This window comes from Nitrospira sp. (genome assembly GCA_024998565.1).
GTDB lineage: Bacteria > Nitrospirota > Nitrospiria > Nitrospirales > Nitrospiraceae > Nitrospira_A.
In genome coordinates, this window is record JACOEM010000001.1 from 44,515 (window position 1) to 70,095 (window position 25,581).

A 25,581-nucleotide genomic window follows, 5' to 3' on the forward strand; every position below is an offset into this window, starting at 1 on the left:
ACTGATTTGTCGACAGAGACGGTGAGCGGAGGGGGATCAACCGAATGGGATGAATACACCCGGAGCGTGAGACGATCAACTCGCGCGGGCACGGATCGGCAATGCGCCGGTCGAACCAGTCTCTCCGGCCTCCCAGCGATAGCGAACAAGCACGCCGTTGGCCTCCCATCCCGGCGGGCACAGCTTGCCCGTGCCATAGTAGTCGGCATCCAGCACGGAAAAGGGCGCTACATTCTTGATCCAATCCTGGGCATGACCGTTCGACTCGATATAGGATTGGAAGAAATACGCGCCACCGGTGAGCGGCAATTCAGGCAAAATAAAATCGACATACCCTTCACCGCGCAGGGTCAGGGGTTTCGGATCGACGATATCGGTGGATAAGACGAACAGATCTTGCGCCTTCCGTCCATTCACGGAAATGCTGACGCGACAATTCTTAAATTCTTTTCCGGCGGCACAACGGTAGTACATCCGAATTACCACATCCCGACCGGTGATCGCCGCTGCGACCGGATGCCTCTGAGTATCCATCACTTCGATCCTGGTGAGCAGGATCTCGCCGAGTCCTTCCCGGTCATGACGCGCTTCGATGGCCGTCCCCGCCAAACCCCGAATGGCATCGGCATAACCCTCGACCACCTCGTGCGTGTTGCCGATCTTTGCGACACGCCCCTTCTCGAGCAGAATGGCGCGTTCACACAACCCTTCGATCACGGTCATGTTGTGGCTGACGATCAGCACCGTCCGCCCGCTTCGGCTCACTTCTTCCATTTTCCCCAAACACTTTTGCTGGAAACTGGCGTCGCCGACGGCCAGCACCTCGTCCACGATCAGAATCTCAGGCTCGAGGTGTGCGGCGACTGCGAACGCCAGCCGCACGTACATCCCGCTCGAATACCGTTTGACCGGTGTATCGATGAACGCTTCCACACCCGAGAACGCCACAATCTCATCGAACTTTCGCCGCACTTCCTCTCGTCGCATGCCCAACATCGCCGCGTTCAGATAGATGTTTTCTCGGCCGCTCAACTCGGAATGAAACCCCGTCCCGACTTCAAGTAACGAACTGACGCGCCCGTAAATATCTGCCGTTCCCGTCGTCGGCTGAGTGATCCTGGAAAGGATCTTGAGCAAGGTGCTCTTCCCCGCGCCGTTGTGCCCGACGATTCCCAGCACTTCACCTCGTTTGACCTCAAACGAGATATCCTTCAGAGCCCAGAACGAAGGTTTCGACTCCTGCCGACCACCACCCCATCGCGTCAGGCCGCGGAGGCGATGCATCAGATGATCCCGAAGGGTATTGTGCTGACCGCTTACGGCTCCGAGCCGGTAGTGCTTCGACAGGCAGTCCGCTTTGATGGCAATATCGCTCATTCAGATCACGTCCGCAAACGTTCGTTCCATCGAACGGAAATAGATGAGGCCCCCGACAAAGACGACGAACACCACACCTAGACTTGGCAAGAACATCGTAAAATCGACCTGAAACCCGGGAATCAGTGCCCAGCGAAAGCCCTCGACCACACTCACCACCGGATTCATCGCATAGAGTGCTCGCCAGGACTCCGGCACCTTGCTCACGGGGTAGAGGATGGGCGACACGAACATCCACAACTGGATCAACATCGGGAGGATATGCCCGACATCCCGGTACTTCACGTACAGCGCGGAAATCCAGAGCCCGGCGGCCAGCGTAATCGTGGCGGCCAGCGCAGCGAACAGCGGCAGGGATAGAATCCGCCAGGTCGGGAGGATTCCAAACCAGGCCATGAGGCCCAGAAACGCGACGAATGCCAATGCCAGATCGACCAGAGGCGCGATGGTGGCCGAAAGGGGCAGAATCAGACGCGGGAAATACACCTTGCTGATGAGCGGCGCCTCCCCCACTAAACTGGTTCCTCCCCTGCTCAACGCCTGAGACACATAGAACCACGGCAGCAAGCCGGCGTAGAGAAACACCGGGTAGGGAAATCCGTCGGATGGAATTTTTCCCATGACACTGAATACAACCGTAAAAATGAGCATGGTCGCGACCGGCTGAAACATCGCCCAGGCGACTCCCAGCAGGGTTTGCTTGTACCGCACGGTCACATCACGCCAGACGAGAATATAAATCAGCTCGCGATACTGCCAGAGCGCGGCTAAATCCAAATCCAGTAGACCGCGGGCTGGCTGGATACGCACGTGCGGTAAGGTCGACAATGGCCTCTGACCGGCAGTCAATGCGGACATGGCAATTTCGTCACTCCTCATGATCCTCACACCGACGGCAATCGTACCGAAGGCCAGCCCCCTGAGTCTCAAAAGCAGGAGGGCCTAACCGCCAGTTTACACTTTGTCCTAACTCGAACCGACTGTGATCGTTTATGTCAAAATTTTCCGCGTTGGTCAAGAAATTCGAACTGTTATGCACTGCTTTGGCCCCAGCCCTGCATGGATTGCCGAATCCCCGCGCCAACGTCGAGCAGGCGGGAGTTGCAGGACATCCACCTGGACAACTCCATCACCTCAATTGCCGGGCAGTACCCTGAAGAATCAACTATACCAAATGACTCTGGATGAGGAAGGATACAGGGTTGGGAGCAGTCACGTGTAATAGGTAACGATCGACTACGGCGCAGGAGGGACAGGTTTCGGTGCAGCACGCAATTCGTCGGCAGAGACGTACCGAATCGCCAACCCGGACATGTGGAGCATCCACCCCTGCCCGCCGCCGGCGCCCTGCGTAAAACTCCACGCATCCATTCGAAACGGATTCCAGTAGCCGCTGCGATAAGAATTGCCCGACGTCGCTCCCGGTACCGCCGTGCCCATGGTCGATTGGAATGTGGGCCCCCGGTCTGCGAGGCGCCGCACGTCCGCCTCCCCAAGGACAACGGCATCGGCTCCCAGCTCTTTCGCCCGTGCCAGGATTCGATCACGCAACGTATCTTCACTGGCATATTCACTGGTCGCAATGATGCGGGCGATCTGCACGTGGCCGTGATGGGGCTCGCGCTGCAGCGTCGTCACGTCCTCGCTTCCAGGTCGAGGCTCAAACGCCTTGCTGGTCAAGGGATCCACCTGCACGGAGACACACGCACTCGAGAGCCCGAGAACAAGGACCAACGCAAGGCGGGAGGCCTGCTTCATCATAGCTCGATTTCGAATGTTCATGTCCAACAGTCCAGGGTCAAATCTACTTTAGCTTCATCGAGTTCTATAGTGACGGCTTGGATCGACCAATTCAACCCCAAATTGCTCCAAGATTTGATGGTACCCATCGCCGACCGTGCGGTCAATCCGGAAACTCTTGTATCTTATTCTTCAGCGTCATGCTTTGCACTACAACCTGCCTTCGACGACCACTCGAATCTCTTCCATACGCCGTCGATTCACACCCAGATCGCTATAGCCCGTCCGGGAAGCCGACCGAAAATGGATCGTCTTCGCCGCATCATCAAACACGAATTCGACATCATCCACGAATCGAAGCAGCAGACTCGTAAATTCGTAATGGAGGTAGGCCTCGTCCTCCTCAACGAGTTTCACACGGGGCAGATTGGCCACCATGGTTTTGAGCGTCTCTTTGGCCTCCGCCAGAGTTTTCTGATATCGATACGGCAGGATGCCATGGGCTTGACCGGATGCCTGGGTCGACACACAGTTCGGACTGGATGGGCAGGGCTGAAGTGATCTGATCATTGCGTTATCAGCAGTATATACATCCTGAGGGCATGGGCTCCAAGCCGGAGAGCGCTGACCGGATTCCCCCCCCAAGATCCCGGCGAGGCTGAACACCTCATTCTCGAACTGTAATGAGAGGCCCCTCCCCTGTCAACCGCCCTGCCAGAGGTCTTACAGGCTCCTGCCTATGGGCTTTAGTCGAGGTGAGCAACCAACCAGGCATGACACCGGGGTACGGCAGCCATTGCCGGCTGTTCAATCAGGCGAAACGTGGCAAAACACAGGAGAATGAGAATGGGCACGAGGCCTAGCACAACGGACCAATGTTCAGTGGCCGAGAGAGTTGACGCCCATTCGCCAAGTACCAACCGATAGGCGGCAAACAACAGCAGGCTATGCAGCAGGTACAGGCTATAGCCCATTTCGCTCAGCAGGACGGACGTCGGCCATTCAAGAATGCCGTAGATCGAGTTCCCACAGGCGATAATCGTAAACGCGCCGGTCAGTAGCAGCAACGCGGGAAACGTGTAGGCCGTCGGGAACAGCCACATCGTTATCCCGAGACAAGCGACCACGACCACACCCCAGACTCGATGGGCGAGCCTCGTCCGTAGGGCATCAACACGCGCCAGGCTCGCAGCCGCGATCCCTCCACCGAACGCATACAACACGGGACCGCGAACGTCCGGCATCACTACCGTAAGTGTCACGACTGCCGCGGCACTGAACAGCAGCCATGAGGTCGGCGTCGCCGCACGAAGGCACCATGAGGCGAGGGGAAGGCATGCGTAGAACAACCATTCATACGGCAAAGACCACACGGCCCCGGCCAAGGGAATCGTTTCGGCAAAGCCATTGACAGGGGCAATCCCAGGAATCGTAAACGTGAGCCAGCTCGCGATGTGCAGCGCAAAGGAGGTCATCGATTCCTGCAATCGAAATCCGGCACGGTAGAGCGCGATACTCACCACACCGATCACCACCAATAGATACAACGGCACCAGCCGAAATACCCGGGAAAGGTACAGTCGCGACCAATCGACCGGTTGCACTCGCCCGTCAAGTAGCTTGGACCAAAAGAGAAAGGCGGTAATCATGAAAAAGAGGGTCACGCTGCTCTGTCCCAAGTGCGTGTAAAAATTAGACGGAGGGACGTCCCACGTGCCGGAACGCAGATAGAAATACCAGATGGAAGAATGGCTGAGAAACACCGCGAAGGCCAGATATCCCCGGAGTCCATCGATACACGAATATCGAGCTGCCGATGCGGTTCGAAGATGGCCGATGTCCGGAAGAAGTGTAGCAGTGCCCACTGCAAGCAAGAGCGCCGCAACAGCAGGCCACAGGCTGGTAGCATCCATTATTGGATGACACCATAGGAGCTCACATTTGTCTAACCTTTCCCGCAACCTGACCGGTGTATGGCTGACGAATACGGACGTCCGGCTCCCAGCCCCTCGCCCACCCACCACCCGAACATCACGCCTCTTCCCCACAGCACTCCGTTGATTGCCGGAGTGATCCTGCGGTACCCTAGTTCCTTATTAATCCCGGGTTGAGGGCAAACAGCCGCTCACCGATTGCACACAGCTGAGCGCTGACGCTCAGGTCAACAAAGGAGTCCTTACGCATGGCCGGTTTCCCGATCGAAGTCGCAACCCGCATAAAGACGCTGCCGCCTTACTTGTTCGCCGCCATCGACAAGATGAAACAGGAGGCACTCGCGCGGGGGGTCGATATCATCAACCTCGGGATCGGTGATCCCGACCTCCCTACGCCCACGCCGATCATCGACAGCCTGGCTCAAGCCGCCAAAAACCCAAGGCATCACCAATATCCCTCTTATGAAGGCATGTTGTCGTTTCGTAAGGCCGTCGCAGATTGGTACAAGCGACGCTTCAATGTGGCGCTCGATCCTGCGGATGAGGTGCTGACCCTGATCGGATCAAAGGAAGGCATCGGCCACGTCCATCTGGCGTTTATCGATCCGGGAGACATCGTCCTCGTGCCGAGCCCTGGGTATCCGGTCTATCCGGTGGGAACGAGCTTTTGCGGCGGCGTCTCCCACATCATGCCGCTGACAAAGGCCAACGGCTTTCTGCCCGACCTCAATGCCATCCCGAAAGAGGTGGCGAAGAAAGCGAAGCTGATGTGGCTGAATTCGCCGAATAATCCCACCTCGGTCATCATGAACAAGGACTACTTCAAGCGCGTGGTGGAATTTGCCCAGGAGAATCAGGTGATCGTCTGTCACGATGCCGCCTACTCGGAGATTTACTACGACGGCAAACGTCCGGCGAGTTTTCTCGAAGTGGACGGGGCAAAGGACGTCGGTGTGGAATTCCACTCGCTTTCCAAGACCTACAACATGACCGGCTGGCGGATCGGATTCGCCGTCGGGAACAAGAACGTCTTGGCCGGACTCGGCCGCGTGAAAAGCCAGTTGGACTCAGGTGTATTCGAAGCGGTCCAAGCAGCGGGAATCACCGCGCTCGGGCTGGACGATTCGGTCACCGATGGCCTGCGAAAAATTTATCAGGAGCGGCGCGACACCCTCGTGCCCGGATTGAAGAAACTCGGCCTGGAAGTTGATCCACCTCCTGCCGCCTTCTACATCTGGGTGACGGTTCCCAAAGGTTATACCTCCGCCTCCTTCACGGCCCACCTCCTGGAGAAGGCCGGTATCGTCACGACACCGGGGAACGGGTTCGGTGCCCCGGGCGAAGGCTACATTCGCATGACGGTCTGCACGACGAAGGAACGACTGGCGGAAGCAGTCGAGCGAATCAGGAAAGCGGGATTCTAAGGCAAGCATGACGGCCCCTCTTCCATTCTGAGAAGAGGGGCCCGATACAAACATCCTCATGTGCCATTGAGCCCTGTCAGGACCACGATGGCCACTGCATTCATCGGTTTCGGCTCTAACCTGGGAAACCGAGTCGACTTTTGTGACCGGGCTGTGACGTTGCTCGGCCTGCTCCCGCATTCGCGGCTGGAGGCGGTGTCATCGCTCTACGAAACCGAACCGCTCGAGGACGGAGCCACCCCCGGTCCCTCCTGGTTCCTCAACGGTGTGGCGCAGATCGAGACGAACATCGCCCCGAAGAGCCTGTTGGAGATCTGCCGTGAGATCGAACGGGCGCTGGGGCGCGATCAAGACAACCGCAAGGGGCCTCGCACCCTGGATCTCGACGTGCTATTGTATGATGACTGCATTCTCGCGGAGCCGACCCTGACCGTCCCTCATCCCCGCCTGCATCAACGACGATTTGTGCTGACCCCGCTGGTCGAACTCGATCCCGAACGACGACATCCGGTGCTCGAACAAAGCTTGCGTGATCTGCTATCGCAACTCACTGATCCATCGATCGTTCGACTGCTCGTCCCTCAGCCGAATTCCCGTTATGGATCACGCCCTGCCTGCAGCCCACCCCCGACCGCAGGGCCACAGACGTGAAGATCATTCGCACGACGCCGGCCATGGCCGACTGGAGCCGCCGACTCCATCGAGAAGGCGTCACGATCGGATTCGTGCCGACGATGGGAGCCTTACACGAAGGGCACCGCGCCTTGATCCGTGCCGCCCGACTGGCCTGCGACGCTGTTGTAGTAAGCATCTTTGTAAACCCGACACAATTCGGGCCGACGGAAGACCTTTCGAAATATCCACGCCAGCTTCGACTCGATCAAGCGCTGTGCCGAAAGGAAGGTGTGGATGCCATCTTCGCCCCCACTGCCCAGACGATGTATCCGGCCGGCGCTCAAACGGTTGTGACCGTCCCGGGGATAGCCCGGCGCTGGGAAGGGGAAGCGCGACCGCACCATTTTCAAGGCGTGGCCACGGTCGTCACCAAATTGCTGTCCCTGGTCCAGCCCGACAAGACGTGGTTCGGTCAAAAAGACTATCAGCAAGCCGCCCTGGTGCAACAACTCGTGAAGGATCTCAACTTGCCCGGGCGTCCCATTGTCCATCCGACCGTGCGGGAGGCCGACGGGCTGGCCCTCAGTTCGCGCAATGTCTATCTGTCGAGTTCAGAGCGGCAGGCGGCGCCTGTGCTTTCTCGTGCACTCCAGACCGGCATAGCGGCAATTCGTGCCGGAGAACGGAATGCAGCCCGCATTCAGCGTCACATGCTACGCGTGACCGCGACAGAACCTCTCGCGACGGTGGAGTACCTTGCAGTCTGTGATCCCATGACTCTCGAACCGCTCTCCCTGCTCAACCGACACGCAGTCCTGCTCGGGGCCATCCGCATCGGAAAGGTACGCCTCCTCGACAATGTGTTGACGTCATTGCGCCGCAAGCCCTGACATCGACGCTTCATGCGTAATCGCAGCCCGACGTACGGAAGGAGGCGGCACTCACGCGAATGGCATGAATTTGAAGTGAACCGTGTGATGATTACGCGCTGACGCGGGGAGGCGTTTGTTGATGTGCGAGGAGTTCGAGAACGAGCTGGCCCATGCGCTGTTTATCATCAGGCTCAAACTCCAAAAACTTCACCCCGATCGATAGCGGCTGGATGGAGCAAATCATGGCGGCATCGACTTTGATATCGGGCTGGCCGGCAGGCGCATGCACGACCAGCTTCACGAACGTGCCCCGCGGAAGTGAGGAGGAGGCTAGCAACGTACAGCCGCCCATTGAGATATCGGTGATCACCCCCCCGACCGCCGGCTGGTCCAGGATCAGCGACGCGGCGAAATTCGCCCGCAATCGTCTGTACTCACGCCGGTCAAACTCCTGGGAGGTCTGCCGTTTACCAGGCCGGCGGGCCTGGAAGCGAGCCGTGCAGAGCTGACAACGAACATGAAAGATGGACAAGCGGTTCAGCGTCTTCTCCATCAGATTCGTCCCGGATGTCACTCTGACACAGGGCGTGCCGCACGCCGGACAATACAGCTCTTTCATGCTACGACTCTGACTCCTGCATTCTTCTGCCTACTTGCGATCTGCCCGCCGAACGCCCGGACGATTGCGCCGCAAGCAGCGGTTCCACCTGGGCCGGAGAGTAGGTCGGTGGTTTGACCCACTTGCCGTCGGCTCGCTTGTACCCTCCGACTTTGCTCATGTTCGACCGGTGCACCTCACGAAACACCGGATCCATATCCAATCCATAGGACACGGCGGTGCCATAGACGACATACAACAGATCCGCCAACTCCTTCGCTATTCCGGGGAGATCCTGGGCGACCATGGCCTCCTGCAGTTCTTCAAATTCTTCTTGAATGAGCCGCACCCGCAGCTGTCGGGTCGGGTCCTCCGGAAGAGAAGGCCGGTCGCTGACGGCTATATCGAACTTGCGGTGAAACTCTTCCACCATTGCCTGCGGATCCCTCATCCTAACGTCCCTCTACTCTCTGCCGCACAGGCAACTCCAGTCCTTGGTTCGATGCCGGAGGCTTCCAGCAACGCAATGTCTTTATCAGATGATATCCCGAGGTCTTTGAATTTTCTAGCTGCCGGTAGCACGCGAGACTCCAAAGATCCGACCGCCTTATTGTAGGCCCCCACGCTTCTCCCGAGCGCTTGTCCGATCTCGTTGAGGTGATCGGTAAGGACGGCCATCCGCTCGTACAATTCTTTTCCCAGTCGTCCCGCCTGCTCGGCATGTTCGTTCAACTGCTCCTGCTTCCAGCCATAGGCCACGGCGCGCAAGAGCGCCATCAGCGTCGTCGGCGTGGCGAGCACGACCCCTTGCGCAAACCCGTCTTCGATCAGCGTCGGGTCCTGCTCCAATGCCGCCCCGAGAAATTGCTCCCCCGGCAGAAACAGGACGACAAATTCAGGCGTTTGCCCGAACTGCGTCCAGTAGGCCTTGAGACTGAGCGCATCCATTCTGGCCCGCACCTGATCGGCATGGCGGAGCAGATGCGCTTGACGCTGCCGGTCATCCTCCGCCTCATAGGCATCGAGGTAGGCGGCTAAGACCGTTTTGGCATCCACCACAATCTGCCTGCCCCCCGGCAGGTACACGACCATGTCCGGACGAATGAGTCCCTCCAACGATCCGATCGTATCCTGCTCCACAAAATCGCAATGGGCGACCATCCCCGCAAGTTCAGCGATGCGACGCAACGTCATCTCACCCCATCGTCCGCGCACGGACGGGGCCCGCAAGGCTTTCACCAGATTACCGGTTTCCTGCTGAAGCCGCTGGTGCGATTCGGCCATGAATCTCAACTGCTGGTCAAGGCCTCCATATTCTCGCTGCCGAACCTGTTCAGCCTGCTGCAGTTGTTCTTGATATCGCTGGAGCGATTCCTCCAAGGGCTTGACCAGTTCGCCGATGGCTTGCTGCCGCTGCGACAACTCGCCTTTGGCCTCCGCCTGCAAGGTGGCAAACGACGTGCGCGCGAGGTCTAAAAACGCCTCATTGTTCTGCTTCAGTGCCTGGCCAGACAGGGCCTCGAATGAGTCGTGGAGTTCTTGCCGTGCCTGCGCCAGCAGCGCCTTCTGGTCCTCCAAACTGCGGGCGACCTCTTCTATGCGGGTTTCGGCTTTGGTCCGGCCCTGCTGCGACTCGGCGAGCGCGTCGCGCAACTGTCCCATCTCCGACTGCTGATCATCCACTCGCTGCTGCAGCGACGCCGCCACAGCATCGGCGCGCTGCGCGCGCTCTCCGCTCTCAAGCAACCGGGCATGGTGGCGTGATTGGACACGAACGGTCACCCACCATCCGGCCACCAGAACGCCCACGGCGAGACCAACGGCGGTGCCGACCAAAAACGTTGGGGAAGTGAGGTCGATCATGGCGCTTCCCTACGAATGCACCGACTGACTGGAAATCCATTCACCTAACTGTTGTAGGGAAATCGCGTAGAGGGTACGAGAATCCAGGAGAAACGTCAAGAGACCAATCGACTGATGCGGCCTGTGGAACTTGCAAATTCGACCTGTTCATTTTCGCGCAATAGACTGGTGGCATATGGCACATTGACCAGGACCGGAAGGCCGTATTCACGAGCGATGATCGCCCCGTGCGAGAGGGTTCCTCCCATTTCGGCGATGAGACCGGCCGCCATTCCGAATAAGGGGGCCATCCCGGGATCGATCACCGGAACAACGAGAATGTCTCCCGCCCGCACCCGTGCCCAATCCGCCGTCGACCGAACAAGCCGGACCGGTCCTTTGGCAACCCCGGCACTGATGGCAATACCCCGCAACATGCCTTCCCGTCCCTGATCGCTTGACCGGACCCCCTGCTCGACGACCGCTTCCCAGTCCCGAATGGTGTCGGGCACCTGCAAGGTCTCATGCTGCAGCCGTTCCTCGCGGCGCCGACGCACGAGGCTCTGCCAATCACGACATGCGCCATCAAGCAGGGCGATACGTTCATCCAACGTGAGATAAAACACATCGTCCCGCATGGCGAGGCGTCCGCGTTCCACCATTCGTTCACCGAGACGAAGCAACAGATGGCGGGCTGCCGTGGAGTAATACATCAGGTGATGGCGATTCGCCTCTCGCAGGACACAGAAGCGACTGAGCCTCCGATACCACCAACGGAACACGAGCCACCGATGGCGCCGCCAGCCGAATCGTCGGGCGATCTCACCGAGCGCCTGCTCGCGTCGCTGAGCCTGACGGGAAAGCATTTCTTGAGGTGGTGTCGTCACGCCGGCCCGCACCTGTGCCTGCAACAGGGCCAGCACGCCATCAGGCTGGTCTGCAATCCGCGGGGACATGATGTCTGACTCTCCGACTGCACGATGCCCGTACTCGGCTAAGTACTGATCAAACAGCCGCAGGAACTCCGTCCCCTGAATCGCCTCCCGATACCCACGCGCCGTCCACTCGTCCAAGCAAAACCATCGTCGAACCGTCTCTTCTTGCTGTGCAACCACGACAAGCTCTGCCAGCCTGACAATTTGGGAGGCACTGATGACGGTTCCCTGCCCCTGTAACGCCCCATTGAGCAACTCTCGCCAGTCTGAGCCAAGCCAGCCCGGAAGCACCGTCCCCATGGCCTGAAGACTCTGCGCCACTCCGCCCGCGATTGCGAAGGTCACCTCATGATCGTCGAGCCACTGCCCAATGCGATCGAGGGTTGCGGCCAGTTCCTGCACCGACAGATTGTGGATGCGATCGTAGCGGTAGCGTTCCGCCATGGCCTTCATGACGGCAAAGTTCTTCGGCCCCTGCTTCGCAGCCTTACGCCACTCCCGCATCATGCCGACTCCGGCACGAACAAGCGCGAGCGCCCCCAGCGGCCGAACCGACGGGGTAAACATCACGGGCTCACCGCCCATCTGTTCGGTTAAGAACGCCGGATTTCCGTGAAGCTGCATGACCAAGGTGTAAAACAGCGTGACATTGAGATAGGGACGTCCATGAAGCACACGAACCGACGAGAGCCCCTCGGGAACCGTGCAACCAAGCCGGCGATAGGGGGTGACGATGTAGGCCTTCATGAATCGCTCGAGAAACGACAGCCCCAACGGGCTGGGTAATTCCGGCAGGGTTTCTTTGAAATTGGCCCGCGTCCATTCACATTCGTCATTGGTCAGAGAGGGCCACGATCGAACGGCGGTAATCGGACGGGCCTGCACGATCCAGAGTCGCTCCACCTCCCACACCCATTCGAGGTCGACGGGTTGACGAAACGCGCCTTCAATTTCCTTCGACATCCGCGCCAACTCGAACAGCTGTTTGTCTGTCAGACAAGACTGCCGTTGTTCGGATTCTGGAATCGACGCCTCCTGCACACCTCCAGGTGAGGCCGCCAGCTTCTTCCGCTTTTGAGCGAGCATGCGTCGTCGTATGCGGAACGGTCGATGATTGTCATCGTAAACCTCCACCACATACTGATCCGGCGTCACCTCTCCAGTGACCAGAGAGAGGGCCAGTCCTGGCACGGCATTGATCGATACCTGAGACGTTCGACCTGTGACGGGGTGAATTGAGTATGCCACGCCTGCCGCCTGTGCGCTGAGCATGGGTTGAATGACGACAGCCATGGCGGGACAAGGCCGGTCGGCGCCTGAGCGACACAGATACTGAATCACCCGTTCGCTCCACAACGAAATCCAGCAATCGCGGATGGATTGCAGCACAGCCGCCGGGGGCACGCCCAGAGTCGTGCGGTACAGACCGGCGGCGCTCATATCCGCAGCATCCTCATTCGTGGCGGAGGACCGGACGGCCCAGCGTGTCGAGGAATCGCCGGCCAGCCCTGTCAGTCGCGTTTCCAGATCGGCCGGGAATCCTGTCGGCCAGGGCTGCTCCAGCAAGAGCCGCTGAATTCGCGCCAGCTCCTGTGCCCGTTGCTCCACTGACAAGCCGGGCAGTTTCGTCCAGATCGTCGGCGCATCGACCCCGGCCTGACCCAGGCCGTATTGATAGACTGCGGTCGTCACGCACAGCCCCTTCGGCACAGGAAAGCCGGCCGTGAGTACCTTCGTCAAGCCCGCAGCCTTGCCGCCGACAAGATAGAGCGCACTGCTCTCATCCAGAGAGAGAATGAACGGATCAGCCATAGAGGGGGATACTAGCTAGAGTGCGAGGAGGAGGTAAAGATCGTTCACATTGGTTCCGGTCGGACCAGTCACAATATGAGCACGGAGTTTCTTGAAGCACGGATAGGCATCGTTGTTCTGAAGTGCGCTGAGCAGATCCAGCTTAGCGCGCCGAGCCCGCGCAACCGTTTCCCCGTTTACCACCGCGCCTGCGACGGAGGTCGGTCCGTCTGTGCCGTCAGTAGCAAACCCTGCCACCCACACATCAGGCAACCCGGCAATCTCCAATGCCGATGCCAAGGCGAACTCCTGAGCTCGCCCGCCCTTTCCCTGCCCTCGAATCGTCACCGTGGGCTCCCCTCCGGCGATGACACAACAGGGACGAGCCATAGGGCGACCATGCGACGCAATCTCCCGGGCCATCGCGCCGAAAAACTTGGCGAGCTCGCGAGCCTCCCCTGTCACGGTAGTGGAAAGGACAAGCGTCTGTAGCCGCTTCCCCTTCGCGGCCTTCACGACGGCATCGACAGCTGCGCGATTATCCCCGATGAGCAGATTGTCCACACGGCGAAAGAGTGCGGCGCCGGCTTTGGGAGTTTCGGGCAGGGTCTTCTTCATGCCCGCCTCCAGGCGTCGAAGTACCGATGCCGGAACTTTTCTGGCAACCTCGTATTGCTCCAGTATCCGCCAGGCGTCCCGAAATGTTGTGGGGTCAGGCGCGGTGGGACCAGACCCGATTGTACCAAGATCGTTCCCGATCACATCCGAGAGGATCACACTCGCCACACGCGCAGAAGTCGCTGCAGCAAGCTGCCCGCCTTTTACGCAAGACAAGTGCTTGCGAACCGCATTCATTTCTTGAATGGTCGCCCCGGACCGCAACAGCAACTTGGTCGTCAGCTGCTTGTCCTTGAGGGTGATCCCTGCAGTCGGGGAGGGAAGGAGACTCGAGGCACCGCCTGACAAGAGGACAATCAGCAGGTCGTCCGATTTCAGCGTCCCGATCAATGTCATGATCGCACGGCTGGCCCGGATCCCCGCCTCATCCGGAACCGGATGCCCGGCTTCCAGGATGCGAATTTTCTTCGTCGGAGCACCATGCCCGTATTTCACCACGACCAGTCCGGTGTCGATCCTCGCTCCCACCTGCCGCTCCAACGCCTGAGCCATGCGCCCCGACGCCTTCCCGGCCCCGACCACGACAAGTCGCTGATGTTGTGAAAGAGGATAGCGCTGCGAACCGATGGTGAGTTGCCCGCGCCGGAAGCGGACCTGACGGCACACCGCCGCGTAAGGATCGACGGCCTGAAGTCCCGCACGAAACAGTGCTTCGAAGAGGGCTCGTGCCCTGGGCTGCGAGACTCCGGCTTGTATCATGGGGACTATGGGAGCTTGTCTTGCTTGAAACAACGATTCGGACAGGTCTGTCGCGGCACCTTAACCTGGTAGGTGCCCTTTGGCAAGTAGTCCTTCGTGAATTCCGGATTCAACATCTTCAATTCAAGAAAATAGGTTCCATATTCCTCGGCGATCGCCGTGAGGCGGCGTTGCGGCTCCTTGATCGTGACCGTCACCGTTTCTGTTTCAAGCGGAGGATACAGATCCTTCTTGGTCAGGCCAAGATACTTCTCCGGCTGGGAATAGATTTCTTTCGCCGCAATGATGCGCGCCACATATCGCATGGTCTCTCGTGGACCGTGCATGCGCCAGTAGTCATTGATCTTCTGTTCTTTGATCAATTTCCGCACGCGGTCTTCACCGGCGTTGTAGGACGCCATCGCCAGAAACCAATCTCCCTGATACAGATCCCGCAGGTACCGTAGATACTTGATGGCGGCTTCGGTGGACATTTCAAGATTGCGGCGTTCATCCAGCCAGCGTTCGTTATGAAGTTTATACCGGCGCCCTGTGGAATTAATGAACTGCCAGGGACCTGATGCCTTGGCCCGCGAATAGGCGGCCGCGATACACTTGCTCTCGACCAGCAACATATATTTCAAGTCATCCGGCAATCCGGCCTCAGCCAGCTGTTTCTCAGCCGGCGCAAAACATCGCCCTGTCCGTTTCGCCAGAATGATGCTTTCACCTTGATCCTCGAGGAACTGATAGAACTCGTACTCGATCCGCTCACGCACCTGCCAGTTGTCCAACGGAATCGCTTGCCCGGCGAACGTCAGCTTATCGGGCAGCTTGAAGGAGCTGAGGAAAAAGCGCTCTCCCTCCCGTTTGATTTCGGGAAGGATGACCAATCGGTCTTCAAGCTCAGGCACCAACTCCGACTCGCCCGGCGGCGCGCCCGGTACCTGATCGGACTCCTGGGTGCTCCGGCTCTCCTCCAGCTTAGCGCCGGCCGATGCGGCAGAATTCGATTCCGCCGATAGAACCGGCATGGCGAGCGACAGTCCGAACAGCATTGTGCCGCACCCTAGAAAGGCCTGAACACTCCGCGCTTTGTTCCACATGCCCCTGTTATCCTTTCGTCACGACTGATGGCTCATGCTAGCAACAAGCTCATCGGGGGACAAGCAACTCATGGTTTTGGTACACTTCCCGCCTATGTCCGCACTCTCCATCCTCAATAACGACATCGTCGCCTGCACGCGCTGCCCCCGGCTGGTTGCCTACCGAGAAGCGGTGGCCAGGGATAAACGACGACAGTTCCGAGACTGGTCCTATTGGGGGAAGCCGGTCCCTGGATTCGGAGATTCCAACGCCAAGCTCTACATTTTGGGCCTCGCGCCCGCAGCGCATGGGGGAAACCGAACCGGACGCGTATTTACCGGAGACCGTAGCGGGGATTGGCTGTACGAAGCGTTGCACCGGTTCGGGTTCGCCAACCAGGCAACATCCATCCATGCGAATGACGGCCTCACTCTCACCGACTGCTATATCGGCGCGACCGTCCGGTGCGCGCCTCCGGCAAACAAGCCGGCGCCTGATGAGTTTGCGGCCTGCCGGCCATTTGTCCTGAGCGAACTACGGCTATTGAAGCAAATGCGTGTAGTCGTCACCTTGGGCAAGATTGCATTCGATCACTATCTCAAGGCGAGCCGTGAATTGGGACTAGCCCCACCCAGTCCGCTCCCTCTGTTCGGGCACGAGGTCGTCTACGATTTGCCTTGGGGCGTGACCTTGATCGGCTCATACCACCCCAGCCAGCAAAACACGTTCACCGGCAAGTTGACTCGCCCCATGTTCCACCGCGTTTTTCTCAAGGCCCAGCAGAAACTCGCCGGAGCATCATTGAGCGATTAGCCGCTTCGAAAGTCTATTTCTTTCCCATCGCATCCCAATCGGCCAGAAACTTTTTCAGCCCAATGTCAGTCAGCGGATGCTTCACAAGCTGCTGAAACACGGCGTAAGGCATCGTGCAAATGTGCCCCCCGGCCAACGCTGCTTCGACCACGTGTTGCGGATGGCGAACGCTCGCGACTAGGACCTGCGTTTTATAATCGTAATTCTTATAAATCGTGACGATCTGGCGAATCAGTGCCATTCCATCCGAACTCACGTCGTCGAGACGACCGATGAATGGCGAGACACACCACGCGCCCGCCTTCGCGGCCAGCAAGGCCTGCGTCGGTGAGAAGCACAAGGTGACATTCACACGAATCCCCTCTGCCGCAAGCTTCTTTGTGGCCCGAAGACCTTCCGGGATGAGGGGCACCTTCACGACGATATTCTTGTGAACCTTGGCCAGATCTCGCCCTTCCTTGATCATGGCCTCGGATTCGACACCAACCACCTCTGCGCTGATCGGGCCATCGACCATCTTACAGATTTCGAGAAGCATTTCCTTGAAACTGCGCCCTTCCTTGGCAACAAGAGATGGATTAGTTGTCACACCGTCGATGAGGCCCAGGTTGGCACCCTCTTGGATTTCTTTCACATTGGCCGTATCAAGATAGATTTGCATTTGAAGATCCTTTCCTCGCTCTGAGCATTCGAACCCACTTTTCCTCAAGTTATTGTAGAAGCAACGCGATACCAAGGCAATAAGTCAGGGCGGTCGTGCTAGACTTGTTTGACAGATGAGAATGGTGAACGCTAAGATTTTTCCTGCAATGAGCACCAATGTCGCGCTTTGCACCCAGGATTCAGGAGGACAACCTGTATGCGCAAATCAGCCTGGCTTCTAGCGATCGCCCTCCTGACCGGAGCCTGCAGTCACAATCCTTACCTCGATGCCTCGCTTACTCGTTATCAGGGGAAAGATCGTGCGTGGATTGAAAAGGAATTGGGCGCTCCAGATGCCAAGACGTCCCGATTCTTCGGTGGAGAGAAGTGGACCTACAATCGAATTGCGGGAGGGAAGGCAGGGCCACCGCTATTTAACTTTAAGGCAAACGAATGCCAGTTGATTTTGTTTTTCAGTAAGGACGAATTGGTCTCGGACTCTAGCTATTCCGGCTGCTAACTAGAAAGTTGCTTCTGAAACGTATCGGCGCAACTACGACTGCAGAAATAATAGGTCTGCCCTCCAATCTCCTCTCTCACCGCATTGCCACGAGGAATGAACACGCGGCACACCGGGTCTTGGATCATTTGATTTCCAGCGACCTGCCCTTCCTGAAGGCTCACTGCCCCGCCATTCTCTTTGATTTTTCTAATTGCCCTGCGAAGCAGATAGTAGAGTAGCACCAGCAAACCAGAAACCAGCAATAATCTATACATAGTAGTGCATCCCACCAACGCCACTAAATATTAGGCCATCATTGATGGCGTGAAAACAGTGACGAACCCTACCTCGCCATCTTACTAGCATGGAACAATCCCGTAAGGGGCAATCTTAGGACCAAATGGCCCAGATGCTTTTGTGTCTATGAGGGGCCTTTTCCCATGCCTATACAGTACTTCAGATGGATGGTTTATCATACAGCGCAATGTTATAAGCCAGGAATGCATAAATGTGACAAATGCCGCGGAACAATGTTGCCTGAACGGGCGGTTGACCTGAATGCTGGCTTGGCGATCACAGTCCTTGCGTGCCTTAACTGTGGCCGACGAAAAGCAGCTGACGCAGAACCGAGACCGATCACGTCACGACATTAACCCGTCGCAACAATAATCCTTCACAGGACGCTCACGTGCGTTGAGCCGAAGGTGGTTCACTCCAACTTCCTCGGGCCTTTTGTCCACTCCGGACTTGATGCCTCTCTCATCGCCGAGCAATCCTCTTCTTCATCCTACTAGCCAATGTGTTGAGCTAACTGCCAGGTCTGCTCAGCTTTTCTATTCAATCCCCCAGTTTTTAGATTTTTACATGGTCAGGAAGTGATCCCGTCGACGAACGCATTCTCAAATCAGGAGCACAAAATCATTCCAGGCGTCTTGGAATAAAAAAGGCGGCCTCGGGGGGATTTGTTACTTGAGGCTCAATACATCCAGCATGTCATAGAGACCGGGTGGCTGCTTCACAACCCAACGGGCGGCACGGAGGGCCCCTCTGGCGAAAGTGTCCCGGCTACTCGCACGATGAGTGAGCTCAATTCGTTCACCCATCGTTCCAAACATCACGGTATGGTCTCCGACGATGTCTCCGGCTCGAATAGTCTGAATTCCGATTTCGCCCCTCTTCCGCTCACCTATTAGTCCTTTTCGCGCGTAGACGCCGACTTGACCAAGGTCTCGATTGACTGCGCGAGCCAGAACCTCCGCCATTTTGAGCGCTGTACCACTCGGAGCATCCTTCTTCAGGCGGTGGTGGGCTTCGATTACTTCAATATCGTAGTCCTCCCCGAGAGTCTTGGCCATTTCGGCGATCACCTTGTAAATCACATTAACCCCCACACTCATATTGGGGGAAAACACGCAAGGGATCTGCTTGCTCACACTTCGGAGCTCATCCAACTCTGACGATGAAAACCCGGTTGTCCCTACCACAATGCCACGTCGATGTTGAGCCACAATCTTCAAATGCCCAAGTGTGGCCGCAGGCGTTGTGAAATCTACCACGACTTCCCCACGCTCCATCACACTGGAAAGATCGTCGACAATCGGCACGCCTGTTCGTCCACAACCAGCCACTTCGCCGGAGTCTTCGCCCACCGCATGATGACCCTTGCCCTCCACAGCTCCTGCAAGGGTCAAGAATGCAGAATCCTTTACCAAGGACACGAGGCGAGAACCCATTCGTCCCGCCGCACCAGTAATAACAACCTTGATCATGGCAACAACCTTTACCAGCAGCAGACCGACTACACCAGTCCGGCCTCTTTCATCACATGCCGAAGTTTTTCTCTATTGTCGGTTCCCATTTGACATAGCGGCAACCGCATCTCGCGGTCGATCTTGCCCATCATATGCAACGCTTCTTTTACAGGAATGGGGTTGGTCTCATAAAAGAGGGCCGTAAACAGCGGATAGAGCCGATAATGCATCGCCCGCGCATCATCAACTCGACCGGCTAAAAATGCATTGACCAACTCGGCCATATCACCGGGTACCAGATTGGCCGTCACCGTGATCACTCCCTTGCCACCCACGGCCATCATCGGCAGGGTCAATGCATCATCTCCCGCCAGCACGGTCAGACGCTCCCCGCAAAGCTGTATGATTTCGGATGCCTGCTGAACCGAGCCGCTTCCTTCTTTAATGGCAACAATCGTTGGGCACACCGTCAATCGTGAGACGGTGCTTGGCATCATATTTACGCCGGTTCGCCCAGGAATGTTATAGAGAACAAGGGGTAAATCGACTGCCTCAGCGACCGCCTTGTAGTGCAGAAATAGTCCTTCCTGCGTAGGCTTATTGTAATAGGGCGTGATTAGCAGGGCGCCATCAGCCCCCGCCGTTTTCGCGTGCTTGGTCAGAGCAATCGCTTCCTGAGTGCTATTTGATCCCGTCCCCGCGATCACGGGGACTCGTCGCCTGGCAACTTCGACCGTAAACGCCACCACGCGATCGTGCTCGGCATGTGTCAACGTGGCAGACTCGCCGGTCGTGCCGCAGGGGACAATCCCTTGCGTACCGCTGGTAATCTGCCATTCGATGAGGTCCCCGAGGGACTTTTCATCGAGCTGACCGTTCTTAAACGGCGTCACAATGGCGACCAGAGATCCTGTGAACATGGGAGGCTCCATAAGGAAGACAGTTATTACTAAGGCCTAGGAAAGAAACGCCGGTATCTGCTCGCCGTGCACCAAGTCGTCGTAACTCTCCCGCGCGCGAATGACGTGGATCTGCCCTTCATGAACCAGCACCTCCGGCACACGAGGTCGTGAATTGTAATTCGACGACATGACGAACCCATACGCTCCGGCACTCATCACGGCCATGAGATCACCGGCATTCATTTGCGGCATAACACGGTCTTTGGCCAGGAAATCACCGGATTCACAGACTGGCCCGACCACATCGACGGTCTCCTTCGCGCCACGCGCCACAGTTTCATACACCGGACGGATATCGTGATGTGCATCATATAGGCTGGGACGAATCAGATCGTTCATGGCCGCATCCACGATCAGGAACCGTTTGGTTTCGCCGTCCTTGGTGTACAACACCTTCGTGAGCAACACGCCGGCATTTCCGACAATCACGCGACCAGGTTCCATGATCAGGACGCACTTCAGGTCACGCACAAGCGGGAAAATCGCCGCCGCCAAATCTTTCGGTTCCGGAGGGGTCTCGTCCGAATATGTAATTCCCAGACCGCCGCCGATATTCAGATAGCGAATAGGAATTCCCTGCTCGGCCAGGGTCTGCACCATCGCCAACACTTTCTTCAGCGACTCGACGAAGGGAGCCACTTGCGTCAATTGCGACCCGATATGTGCGTGTAAACCCACCACCTCGATGTGGCTGAACGCTGCGGCTGCCTTGAATTCCTCAATGGCACGATCCGCCGCGATCCCGAATTTACTCTTCTTCAAACCCGTGGAAATATAGGGATGCGTTTTCGGATCGATATCGGGATTGATGCGCAAGGCCACGCGCGCCTTGACGCCCATGGACGCCGCCACGTCGTTGATGGCCTGCAGCTCCGCGGACGATTCGACATTGAACATCAGAATATCCGCCTTCAAGGCATCGCGGATTTCCTCCGGCTTCTTCCCGACACCGGCAAAGACGATCTTGCCGGGAGGCACCCCTGCCTTCAGCGCACGAAAGAGTTCTCCTCCGGAGACGATATCGACACCGCTCCCTTCCTTGGCCATCAGACGAAGCACCGCCAAATTGGAATTGGCCTTCATGGCAAAGGCGACAATGTGAGGAATGTTCTGAAAGGCACTATCGTAGACACGGAAGTGCCGGACAAGCGTGTGGTGACTATACACATAACAAGGGGTCCCGACCTCTTTCGCAATGCGTGAGAGCGGCACATCCTCGCAATAGAGTTCACCTTCCCGATACTGAAAGTCATTCATGGTGGTCATCCTCGATCAACAATTCTATACCTGCCTCGGAGAATCCGTCCAATAGCCAGAACGTCAACCGGCTGAAACCGCGGCCGCGCCCCAGACTCACGTCTATCGCATCCCCATCGTCCTTAGCGGCGGAGTCGGCAACGGGTCGGGGTCCTGAGGAATCGGAGCTTCTTCAACGGTCACGGCACTCGGCGCGCTGGGCCTGGACGCAGATCCCCACACACTCGCGCCTGGCGCTAACAGCCCTTCACGTCTCAACTGCCGCTCAATCACCGGTGCCACGCCGACGTCTTCAGGGGGGATCGGCGCACCCAATACCCCGCATCCGCCCAGCGCCACAACAATCCACATTGCACCGACGGCACCACCCCTGACTCCCAGGCGACATGCCCTGACGAGCCTCATCCCTTTAACGCCTTCTCAAGCTCCTTGATCCGCGCCTCCACACGCCGTCTCGCCGTGCCACCGATCTGACCCTTCCGGTCGATGGCGCCCCGCACAGTGAGGCAATTCAGGGCGTCCTCGCCGAAATGGGCGGAGAAACCTCGCAAGTCTTTCAATGTCAACTGCTGAAGGGGTCGATGCTGTTCGAGTGAGAATCGCACAATCTGCCCCGTAATCGAATGGGCCTCCCGGAACGGGACACCTCTCGTCACAAGGTAATCAGCCAGCTCCGTTGCCAGCATGCCGCCGCCTTCGGCCGCCTCAGCCAAAACGGTCTTATTGACGACCAACCTCCGCATCAACTCCGTGCAAAGCGCCAACGATTGCCCCGTCGTATCGACGGCGTCGAACAACGCTTCTTTATCTTCCTGGAGATCGCGATTGTAACTCAGCGGCAATCCCTTCAGGAGCGTCAGGGTACCCATCAAGTGTCCATAGACCCGACCCGTTTTCCCGCGCACCAACTCCGGCACGTCCGGATTCTTTTTTTGCGGCATCATACTGCTGCCGGTGCAGAAGGTATCGGGCAGATCCACGTAACGAAATTCCTGCGACGCCCAGAGAATCAATTCTTCGCTCAAGCGTGAGAGATGCATCATGATCAGCGACAAGGCGCTGAGCGTCTCCACCACCGCGTCACGATCCGAGACGGCATCGAGGCTGTTCTGGGTCACCGCCGGGAATTCCAGGAGTGCCGCGGTGTATCGACGGTCGACCGGATAGTTCGATCCCGCCAACGCACCCGACCCCAGAGGCATGGAATTGAGCCGTTGCCGACAGTCGTGAAGTCGACTCCGGTCACGGTCGAACATTTCTACATAGGCCAGGAAATGATGCGCCAGCAGCACCGGCTGCGCGCGCTGCAAATGTGTATACCCAGGCATGACGACATCCAGATGCGCCCGGGCCTGCCCCACGAGGACTCGGCGGAATTCCTGCAATTGACCCATCAGCGTCGAAAGCACATCGCGCAAAAATAGGCGCAGATCCAGAGCCACCTGATCGTTGCGGCTTCGACCCGTGTGCAGCTTTCCTCCCAGCGGGCCGATCAACTCAGTCAACCGGCGCTCGATCGCCATATGAATGTCTTCATCCTGCGGCGAGAAGGGAAACCGCCCGCCGTCCAATTCCACCTTGACGAATTGCAGTCCCCGCACGAGCTGCGCGGACTCACGGGCGGTGAGCACCCCCGCGCGTTCGAGCGTCCTGCAATGGGCGATGCTGCCTTGAATGTCATAGGGGTAGAGCCGACGATCACAGGCCAGGGAGGAGGTGAACTGCTCCACCAACCGGTCGGTTTGTTCGGCAAATCGGCCACCCCAGGCCTTGCCCTTGGGCAAGGCACGACGGGACCGTTGCGGAACAGTGACAGATTTGCGGGCACGCGCGCCGGCAGATTGGGACTTCGCCATTACCGCATCGACCTCTTCTTGCGCTGAGCCCGGATCGCCAACCGAAGCGCGTTCAGACGAATGAACCCCTCCGCATCCTTCTGCCGGTACACGTCGTCTTCTTCGAATGTGGCCATGTCCAGCCGATAGAGCGAGCGAGGAGACTTCCTTCCGACCACCGTACAGGTTCCCTTGTAGAGCTTCACGCGAACAGTGCCCGTGACATCCTTCTGAGCTTCGTCGAGCGCGACCTGCAACATTTCCCGCTCGGGAGCGTACCAATATCCATAATAGATCAGCTCCGCATACCGTGGGATCAGGCTATCGCGTAAATGCAGCACTTCCCGATCCATCGTGAGTGACTCCAGGCCTCGATGGGCCGCATGCAGAATCGTGCCGCCGGGCGTCTCGTATACGCCGCGGGATTTCATCCCGACATAGCGGTTTTCAACCAGATCGACGCGACCGACGCCATGCTCGCCACCCAATTTATTGAGATGGGCCAGCAAGGCGGCCGGGCTCATCTTCTTCCCGTCCACCGCCACCGGGTTACCCGCCACATACTCGATCTCGACTTCCCGGGCCTTGTTCGGCGCCTTCTCCGGCGAGACCGACATCACGAAGATCTCTTCGGGCGGGGCTTTCCATGGATCTTCCAGAATGCCACCCTCATAACTCGTGTGGAACAGGTTCATGTCCATGCTGTACGGCTTCGCCTTGGTGGCGGTGACCGGAATGCCGTGCTTCTCCGCATACTCGATCAACTCACGCCGCGAGCGCATCGTCCATTCCCGCCAGGGTGCAATGATCTTGATCTGCGGATGCAACGCCATATAGGTCAACTCGAAGCGGACCTGATCGTTGCCCTTGCCGGTCGCGCCGTGGCAGACCGCCTCGGCGCCTTCATCGGCCGCAATTTCAATTTGACGCCGCGCAATCAGCGGACGGGCAATCGACGTGCCCAGCAGATAGCTGCCTTCATAGATCGCATTGCCGCGCAACATGGGGAACACATGGTCCTTGACGAACACCTCGCGGAGATCCTCCACGTAGACTTTTTTCACGCCCAGGGACTGCGCCTTCTTTTTGATGGCCTTCAGATCTTCGCCCTGCCCCAGGTCGGCGCAAAACGCGATGACTTCGCAGCCATAGACCTCTTCCAGCCACTTCAGAATCACCGACGTGTCCAGGCCCCCCGAATAGGCCAATACCACTTTCTTGTACGATGACCGACTCATACGACTCCCTTTCACTTACGTGCTCCGTGCAGGTTTCTTTCCGAGGAGCCTGACTAGAATGGCCTTCTGCATATGCAATCGGTTCTCGGCTTGATCGAACACCACCGACTGCGGTCCATCCAGCACCTCGGCACTGATTTCCTCGCCGCGATGAGCCGGCAGACAATGCATCACCAGCGCATCGGGCTTCGCGCATTTCAATAGTCGCGCGTTGAGCTGATAGGGCGCCAGGATCTTGAGACGCTTGGCTTGCTCCCGCTCTTGCCCCATACTGATCCACACGTCGGTATACACCACATCCGCATCTTTCACGGCCACAAACGGGTCGGCGCCGATTTCAATCACCGCACCGGTCTGCCGGGCTTCCTCCCGGGCTCGATCCACAATGCCCCGATCCGGCTGATAGCCGGGCGGGCAACCGACGGCGATCGTCATCCCCATCTTCGCCGCCGCCTCAATCAGAGAATTCGTCACGTTGTTGCCGTCGCCGACATAGGCGATCTTGATGCCTTTCAGTCGCCGCTTCTTTTCCTGAATGGTCAACAGATCGGACAGGGCCTGGCAAGGGTGATTCAAATCGGTCAGCCCGTTGATCACGGGGATGCTCGCCTCGCGAGCCCATTCTTCGGCAATCGCGTGATCAAAGGTGCGCAGGACAATCGCGTCCAAATACCGTGACAGGACATGCGCCGTATCGGCGACACTCTCGCCGCGCGACAACTGGATATCGCCCATGGGCAACACCATCGCCTGCCCACCGAGCTGATTCATTCCCGCCTCAAACGACACCCGCGTCCGGGTCGAAGGCTTCTGAAACAGCAGGCCCAACATGCGGCCCTGCAGCAGAGGATGGGACACCCCGCGACGCTGCTTCACTTTCAGCTGCGCAGCCAGGCGCAACAACCCCGTGAGCTCTGCGACGGGGATCGAGAGCAGTTCCAGAAAATCTTTCCCGAGACCGGCCCGGGAGGATGACCGATGCGGACGCCGCGACATACGCGCCCCTACAGG

The 25,581-nt window shown here is 58.0% G+C and carries 24 protein-coding genes; 5 read left to right on the plus strand and 19 right to left on the minus strand.

Annotated elements, in window-relative coordinates:
* Positions 1-75: 75 nt before the first annotated feature.
* The 5 genes from H8K11_00210 to H8K11_00230 form a co-directional block, all read right to left on the minus strand.
* Positions 76-1,377, minus strand: coding sequence for an ABC transporter ATP-binding protein (locus H8K11_00210; protein MCS6262154.1), 1,302 nt, complete (start codon positions 1,375-1,377; stop codon positions 76-78).
* Positions 1,378-2,235, minus strand: a complete 858-nt coding sequence (locus H8K11_00215) for an ABC transporter permease (GenBank protein ID MCS6262155.1) — start codon at positions 2,233-2,235, stop codon at positions 1,378-1,380.
* Between the two features lie 378 nt (positions 2,236-2,613).
* Positions 2,614-3,159: a hypothetical protein gene (locus H8K11_00220; GenBank protein MCS6262156.1), complete on the minus strand. Its 546-nt coding sequence runs from the start codon at positions 3,157-3,159 to the stop codon at positions 2,614-2,616.
* A gap of 168 nt (positions 3,160-3,327) precedes the next feature.
* A complete protein-coding gene (locus H8K11_00225; protein ID MCS6262157.1) occupies positions 3,328-3,687 on the minus strand; it encodes a DUF1499 domain-containing protein in 360 nt (119 codons plus the stop codon).
* A gap of 176 nt (positions 3,688-3,863) precedes the next feature.
* Positions 3,864-5,030, minus strand: a complete 1,167-nt coding sequence (locus H8K11_00230) for an acyltransferase (GenBank protein MCS6262158.1) — start codon at positions 5,028-5,030, stop codon at positions 3,864-3,866.
* 269 nt (positions 5,031-5,299) lie between these two features.
* Here H8K11_00230 and H8K11_00235 point away from each other — a divergent pair, with 269 nt between their 5' ends.
* The 3 genes from H8K11_00235 (at position 5,300) to H8K11_00245 (ending at position 7,980) form a co-directional block, all read left to right on the plus strand.
* On the plus strand, positions 5,300-6,475 hold the full coding sequence (locus tag H8K11_00235) for an LL-diaminopimelate aminotransferase (GenBank protein MCS6262159.1): 1,176 nt from the start codon (positions 5,300-5,302) through the stop codon (positions 6,473-6,475).
* Positions 6,476-6,562: 87 nt separating this feature from the next.
* Positions 6,563-7,126 carry a 2-amino-4-hydroxy-6-hydroxymethyldihydropteridine diphosphokinase gene (gene folK / locus H8K11_00240; protein MCS6262160.1) on the plus strand — a complete coding sequence of 188 codons (564 nt, stop codon included), beginning with the start codon at positions 6,563-6,565 and terminating at the stop codon, positions 7,124-7,126.
* Complete coding sequence (locus tag H8K11_00245; protein ID MCS6262161.1) at positions 7,123-7,980, plus strand: pantoate--beta-alanine ligase; 858 nt, start codon at positions 7,123-7,125, stop codon at positions 7,978-7,980. The genes folK and H8K11_00245 overlap by 4 nt, the downstream gene beginning before the upstream one ends.
* A gap of 91 nt (positions 7,981-8,071) precedes the next feature.
* Here H8K11_00245 and H8K11_00250 read toward each other — a convergent pair whose 3' ends face one another.
* The 6 genes from H8K11_00250 to H8K11_00275 form a co-directional block, all read right to left on the minus strand.
* Positions 8,072-8,581 (minus strand): PilZ domain-containing protein, encoded by a 510-nt coding sequence (locus H8K11_00250; protein MCS6262162.1) that lies wholly within the window; start codon positions 8,579-8,581, stop codon positions 8,072-8,074.
* Between the two features lies 1 nt (position 8,582).
* Positions 8,583-9,011: a hypothetical protein gene (locus H8K11_00255; protein ID MCS6262163.1), complete on the minus strand. Its 429-nt coding sequence runs from the start codon at positions 9,009-9,011 to the stop codon at positions 8,583-8,585.
* A complete protein-coding gene (gene rmuC / locus H8K11_00260) occupies positions 9,008-10,423 on the minus strand; it encodes a DNA recombination protein RmuC (protein ID MCS6262164.1) in 1,416 nt (471 codons plus the stop codon). Before rmuC ends, H8K11_00255 begins: the two co-directional genes overlap by 4 nt.
* Positions 10,424-10,518: 95 nt before the next feature.
* Complete coding sequence (locus H8K11_00265) at positions 10,519-13,149, minus strand: hypothetical protein (protein ID MCS6262165.1); 2,631 nt, start codon at positions 13,147-13,149, stop codon at positions 10,519-10,521.
* A gap of 15 nt (positions 13,150-13,164) precedes the next feature.
* Positions 13,165-14,505 carry a glycerate kinase gene (locus tag H8K11_00270; GenBank protein MCS6262166.1) on the minus strand — a complete coding sequence of 447 codons (1,341 nt, stop codon included), beginning with the start codon at positions 14,503-14,505 and terminating at the stop codon, positions 13,165-13,167.
* 5 nt (positions 14,506-14,510) lie between these two features.
* Positions 14,511-15,590 (minus strand): lytic transglycosylase domain-containing protein, encoded by a 1,080-nt coding sequence (locus H8K11_00275; protein MCS6262167.1) that lies wholly within the window; start codon positions 15,588-15,590, stop codon positions 14,511-14,513.
* Positions 15,591-15,684: 94 nt separating this feature from the next.
* Here H8K11_00275 and H8K11_00280 point away from each other — a divergent pair, with 94 nt between their 5' ends.
* Positions 15,685-16,383: a uracil-DNA glycosylase gene (locus tag H8K11_00280; GenBank protein MCS6262168.1), complete on the plus strand. Its 699-nt coding sequence runs from the start codon at positions 15,685-15,687 to the stop codon at positions 16,381-16,383.
* Positions 16,384-16,396: 13 nt separating this feature from the next.
* Here H8K11_00280 and fsa read toward each other — a convergent pair whose 3' ends face one another.
* Entirely contained in the window at positions 16,397-17,044 is a 648-nt protein-coding gene (gene fsa / locus H8K11_00285) for a fructose-6-phosphate aldolase (protein MCS6262169.1), read from the minus strand.
* Between the two features lie 198 nt (positions 17,045-17,242).
* Between fsa and H8K11_00290 the strand changes: the two genes are divergently transcribed.
* Entirely contained in the window at positions 17,243-17,545 is a 303-nt protein-coding gene (locus tag H8K11_00290; GenBank protein MCS6262170.1) for a hypothetical protein, read from the plus strand.
* On the opposite strand, the gene H8K11_00295 is transcribed toward H8K11_00290, so the two are convergent.
* The 7 genes from H8K11_00295 to argF all read right to left on the minus strand — a co-directional run bounded on the left by H8K11_00295 (position 17,542) and on the right by argF (position 25,566).
* Positions 17,542-17,802, minus strand: coding sequence for a YHS domain-containing protein (locus tag H8K11_00295; protein ID MCS6262171.1), 261 nt, complete (start codon positions 17,800-17,802; stop codon positions 17,542-17,544). The two genes, H8K11_00290 and H8K11_00295, sit on opposite strands and share 4 nt — an antisense overlap.
* 690 nt (positions 17,803-18,492) lie before the next feature.
* On the minus strand, positions 18,493-19,296 hold the full coding sequence (gene dapB, locus H8K11_00300; protein MCS6262172.1) for a 4-hydroxy-tetrahydrodipicolinate reductase: 804 nt from the start codon (positions 19,294-19,296) through the stop codon (positions 18,493-18,495).
* 29 nt (positions 19,297-19,325) lie between these two features.
* Positions 19,326-20,198: a 4-hydroxy-tetrahydrodipicolinate synthase gene (locus H8K11_00305; protein MCS6262173.1), complete on the minus strand. Its 873-nt coding sequence runs from the start codon at positions 20,196-20,198 to the stop codon at positions 19,326-19,328.
* 36 nt (positions 20,199-20,234) lie between these two features.
* Positions 20,235-21,497, minus strand: coding sequence for a diaminopimelate decarboxylase (gene lysA / locus H8K11_00310; GenBank protein MCS6262174.1), 1,263 nt, complete (start codon positions 21,495-21,497; stop codon positions 20,235-20,237).
* A gap of 401 nt (positions 21,498-21,898) precedes the next feature.
* Positions 21,899-23,281 (minus strand): argininosuccinate lyase, encoded by a 1,383-nt coding sequence (gene argH / locus H8K11_00315; protein MCS6262175.1) that lies wholly within the window; start codon positions 23,279-23,281, stop codon positions 21,899-21,901.
* A gap of 71 nt (positions 23,282-23,352) precedes the next feature.
* Positions 23,353-24,570: an argininosuccinate synthase gene (locus H8K11_00320; GenBank protein MCS6262176.1), complete on the minus strand. Its 1,218-nt coding sequence runs from the start codon at positions 24,568-24,570 to the stop codon at positions 23,353-23,355.
* A gap of 15 nt (positions 24,571-24,585) precedes the next feature.
* Entirely contained in the window at positions 24,586-25,566 is a 981-nt protein-coding gene (argF, locus tag H8K11_00325) for an ornithine carbamoyltransferase (protein ID MCS6262177.1), read from the minus strand.
* Positions 25,567-25,581 lie beyond the last annotated feature (15 nt).

Coding starts and splice junctions, on each gene's coding strand:
- rmuC (MCS6262164.1), bottom strand. CDS start 10,423: ATGATCGACCTCACTTCCCCAACGTTTTTGGTCGGCACCGCCGTTGGT.
- H8K11_00210 (MCS6262154.1), bottom strand. CDS start 1,377: ATGAGCGATATTGCCATCAAAGCGGACTGCCTGTCGAAGCACTACCGG.
- H8K11_00295 (MCS6262171.1), bottom strand. CDS start 17,802: ATGTATAGATTATTGCTGGTTTCTGGTTTGCTGGTGCTACTCTACTAT.
- H8K11_00320 (MCS6262176.1), bottom strand. CDS start 24,570: ATGAGTCGGTCATCGTACAAGAAAGTGGTATTGGCCTATTCGGGGGGC.
- H8K11_00265 (MCS6262165.1), bottom strand. CDS start 13,149: ATGGCTGATCCGTTCATTCTCTCTCTGGATGAGAGCAGTGCGCTCTAT.
- H8K11_00220 (MCS6262156.1), bottom strand. CDS start 3,159: ATGAACATTCGAAATCGAGCTATGATGAAGCAGGCCTCCCGCCTTGCG.
- fsa (MCS6262169.1), bottom strand. CDS start 17,044: ATGCAAATCTATCTTGATACGGCCAATGTGAAAGAAATCCAAGAGGGT.
- H8K11_00250 (MCS6262162.1), bottom strand. CDS start 8,581: ATGAAAGAGCTGTATTGTCCGGCGTGCGGCACGCCCTGTGTCAGAGTG.
- folK (MCS6262160.1), top strand. CDS start 6,563: ATGGCCACTGCATTCATCGGTTTCGGCTCTAACCTGGGAAACCGAGTC.
- lysA (MCS6262174.1), bottom strand. CDS start 21,497: ATGAATGACTTTCAGTATCGGGAAGGTGAACTCTATTGCGAGGATGTG.
- argF (MCS6262177.1), bottom strand. CDS start 25,566: ATGTCGCGGCGTCCGCATCGGTCATCCTCCCGGGCCGGTCTCGGGAAA.
- H8K11_00290 (MCS6262170.1), top strand. CDS start 17,243: ATGCGCAAATCAGCCTGGCTTCTAGCGATCGCCCTCCTGACCGGAGCC.
- H8K11_00305 (MCS6262173.1), bottom strand. CDS start 20,198: ATGTTCACAGGATCTCTGGTCGCCATTGTGACGCCGTTTAAGAACGGT.
- H8K11_00270 (MCS6262166.1), bottom strand. CDS start 14,505: ATGATACAAGCCGGAGTCTCGCAGCCCAGGGCACGAGCCCTCTTCGAA.
- H8K11_00215 (MCS6262155.1), bottom strand. CDS start 2,235: ATGTCCGCATTGACTGCCGGTCAGAGGCCATTGTCGACCTTACCGCAC.
- dapB (MCS6262172.1), bottom strand. CDS start 19,296: ATGATCAAGGTTGTTATTACTGGTGCGGCGGGACGAATGGGTTCTCGC.
- H8K11_00235 (MCS6262159.1), top strand. CDS start 5,300: ATGGCCGGTTTCCCGATCGAAGTCGCAACCCGCATAAAGACGCTGCCG.
- H8K11_00275 (MCS6262167.1), bottom strand. CDS start 15,590: ATGTGGAACAAAGCGCGGAGTGTTCAGGCCTTTCTAGGGTGCGGCACA.
- H8K11_00280 (MCS6262168.1), top strand. CDS start 15,685: ATGTCCGCACTCTCCATCCTCAATAACGACATCGTCGCCTGCACGCGC.
- H8K11_00255 (MCS6262163.1), bottom strand. CDS start 9,011: ATGAGGGATCCGCAGGCAATGGTGGAAGAGTTTCACCGCAAGTTCGAT.
- H8K11_00230 (MCS6262158.1), bottom strand. CDS start 5,030: ATGGATGCTACCAGCCTGTGGCCTGCTGTTGCGGCGCTCTTGCTTGCA.
- H8K11_00225 (MCS6262157.1), bottom strand. CDS start 3,687: ATGATCAGATCACTTCAGCCCTGCCCATCCAGTCCGAACTGTGTGTCG.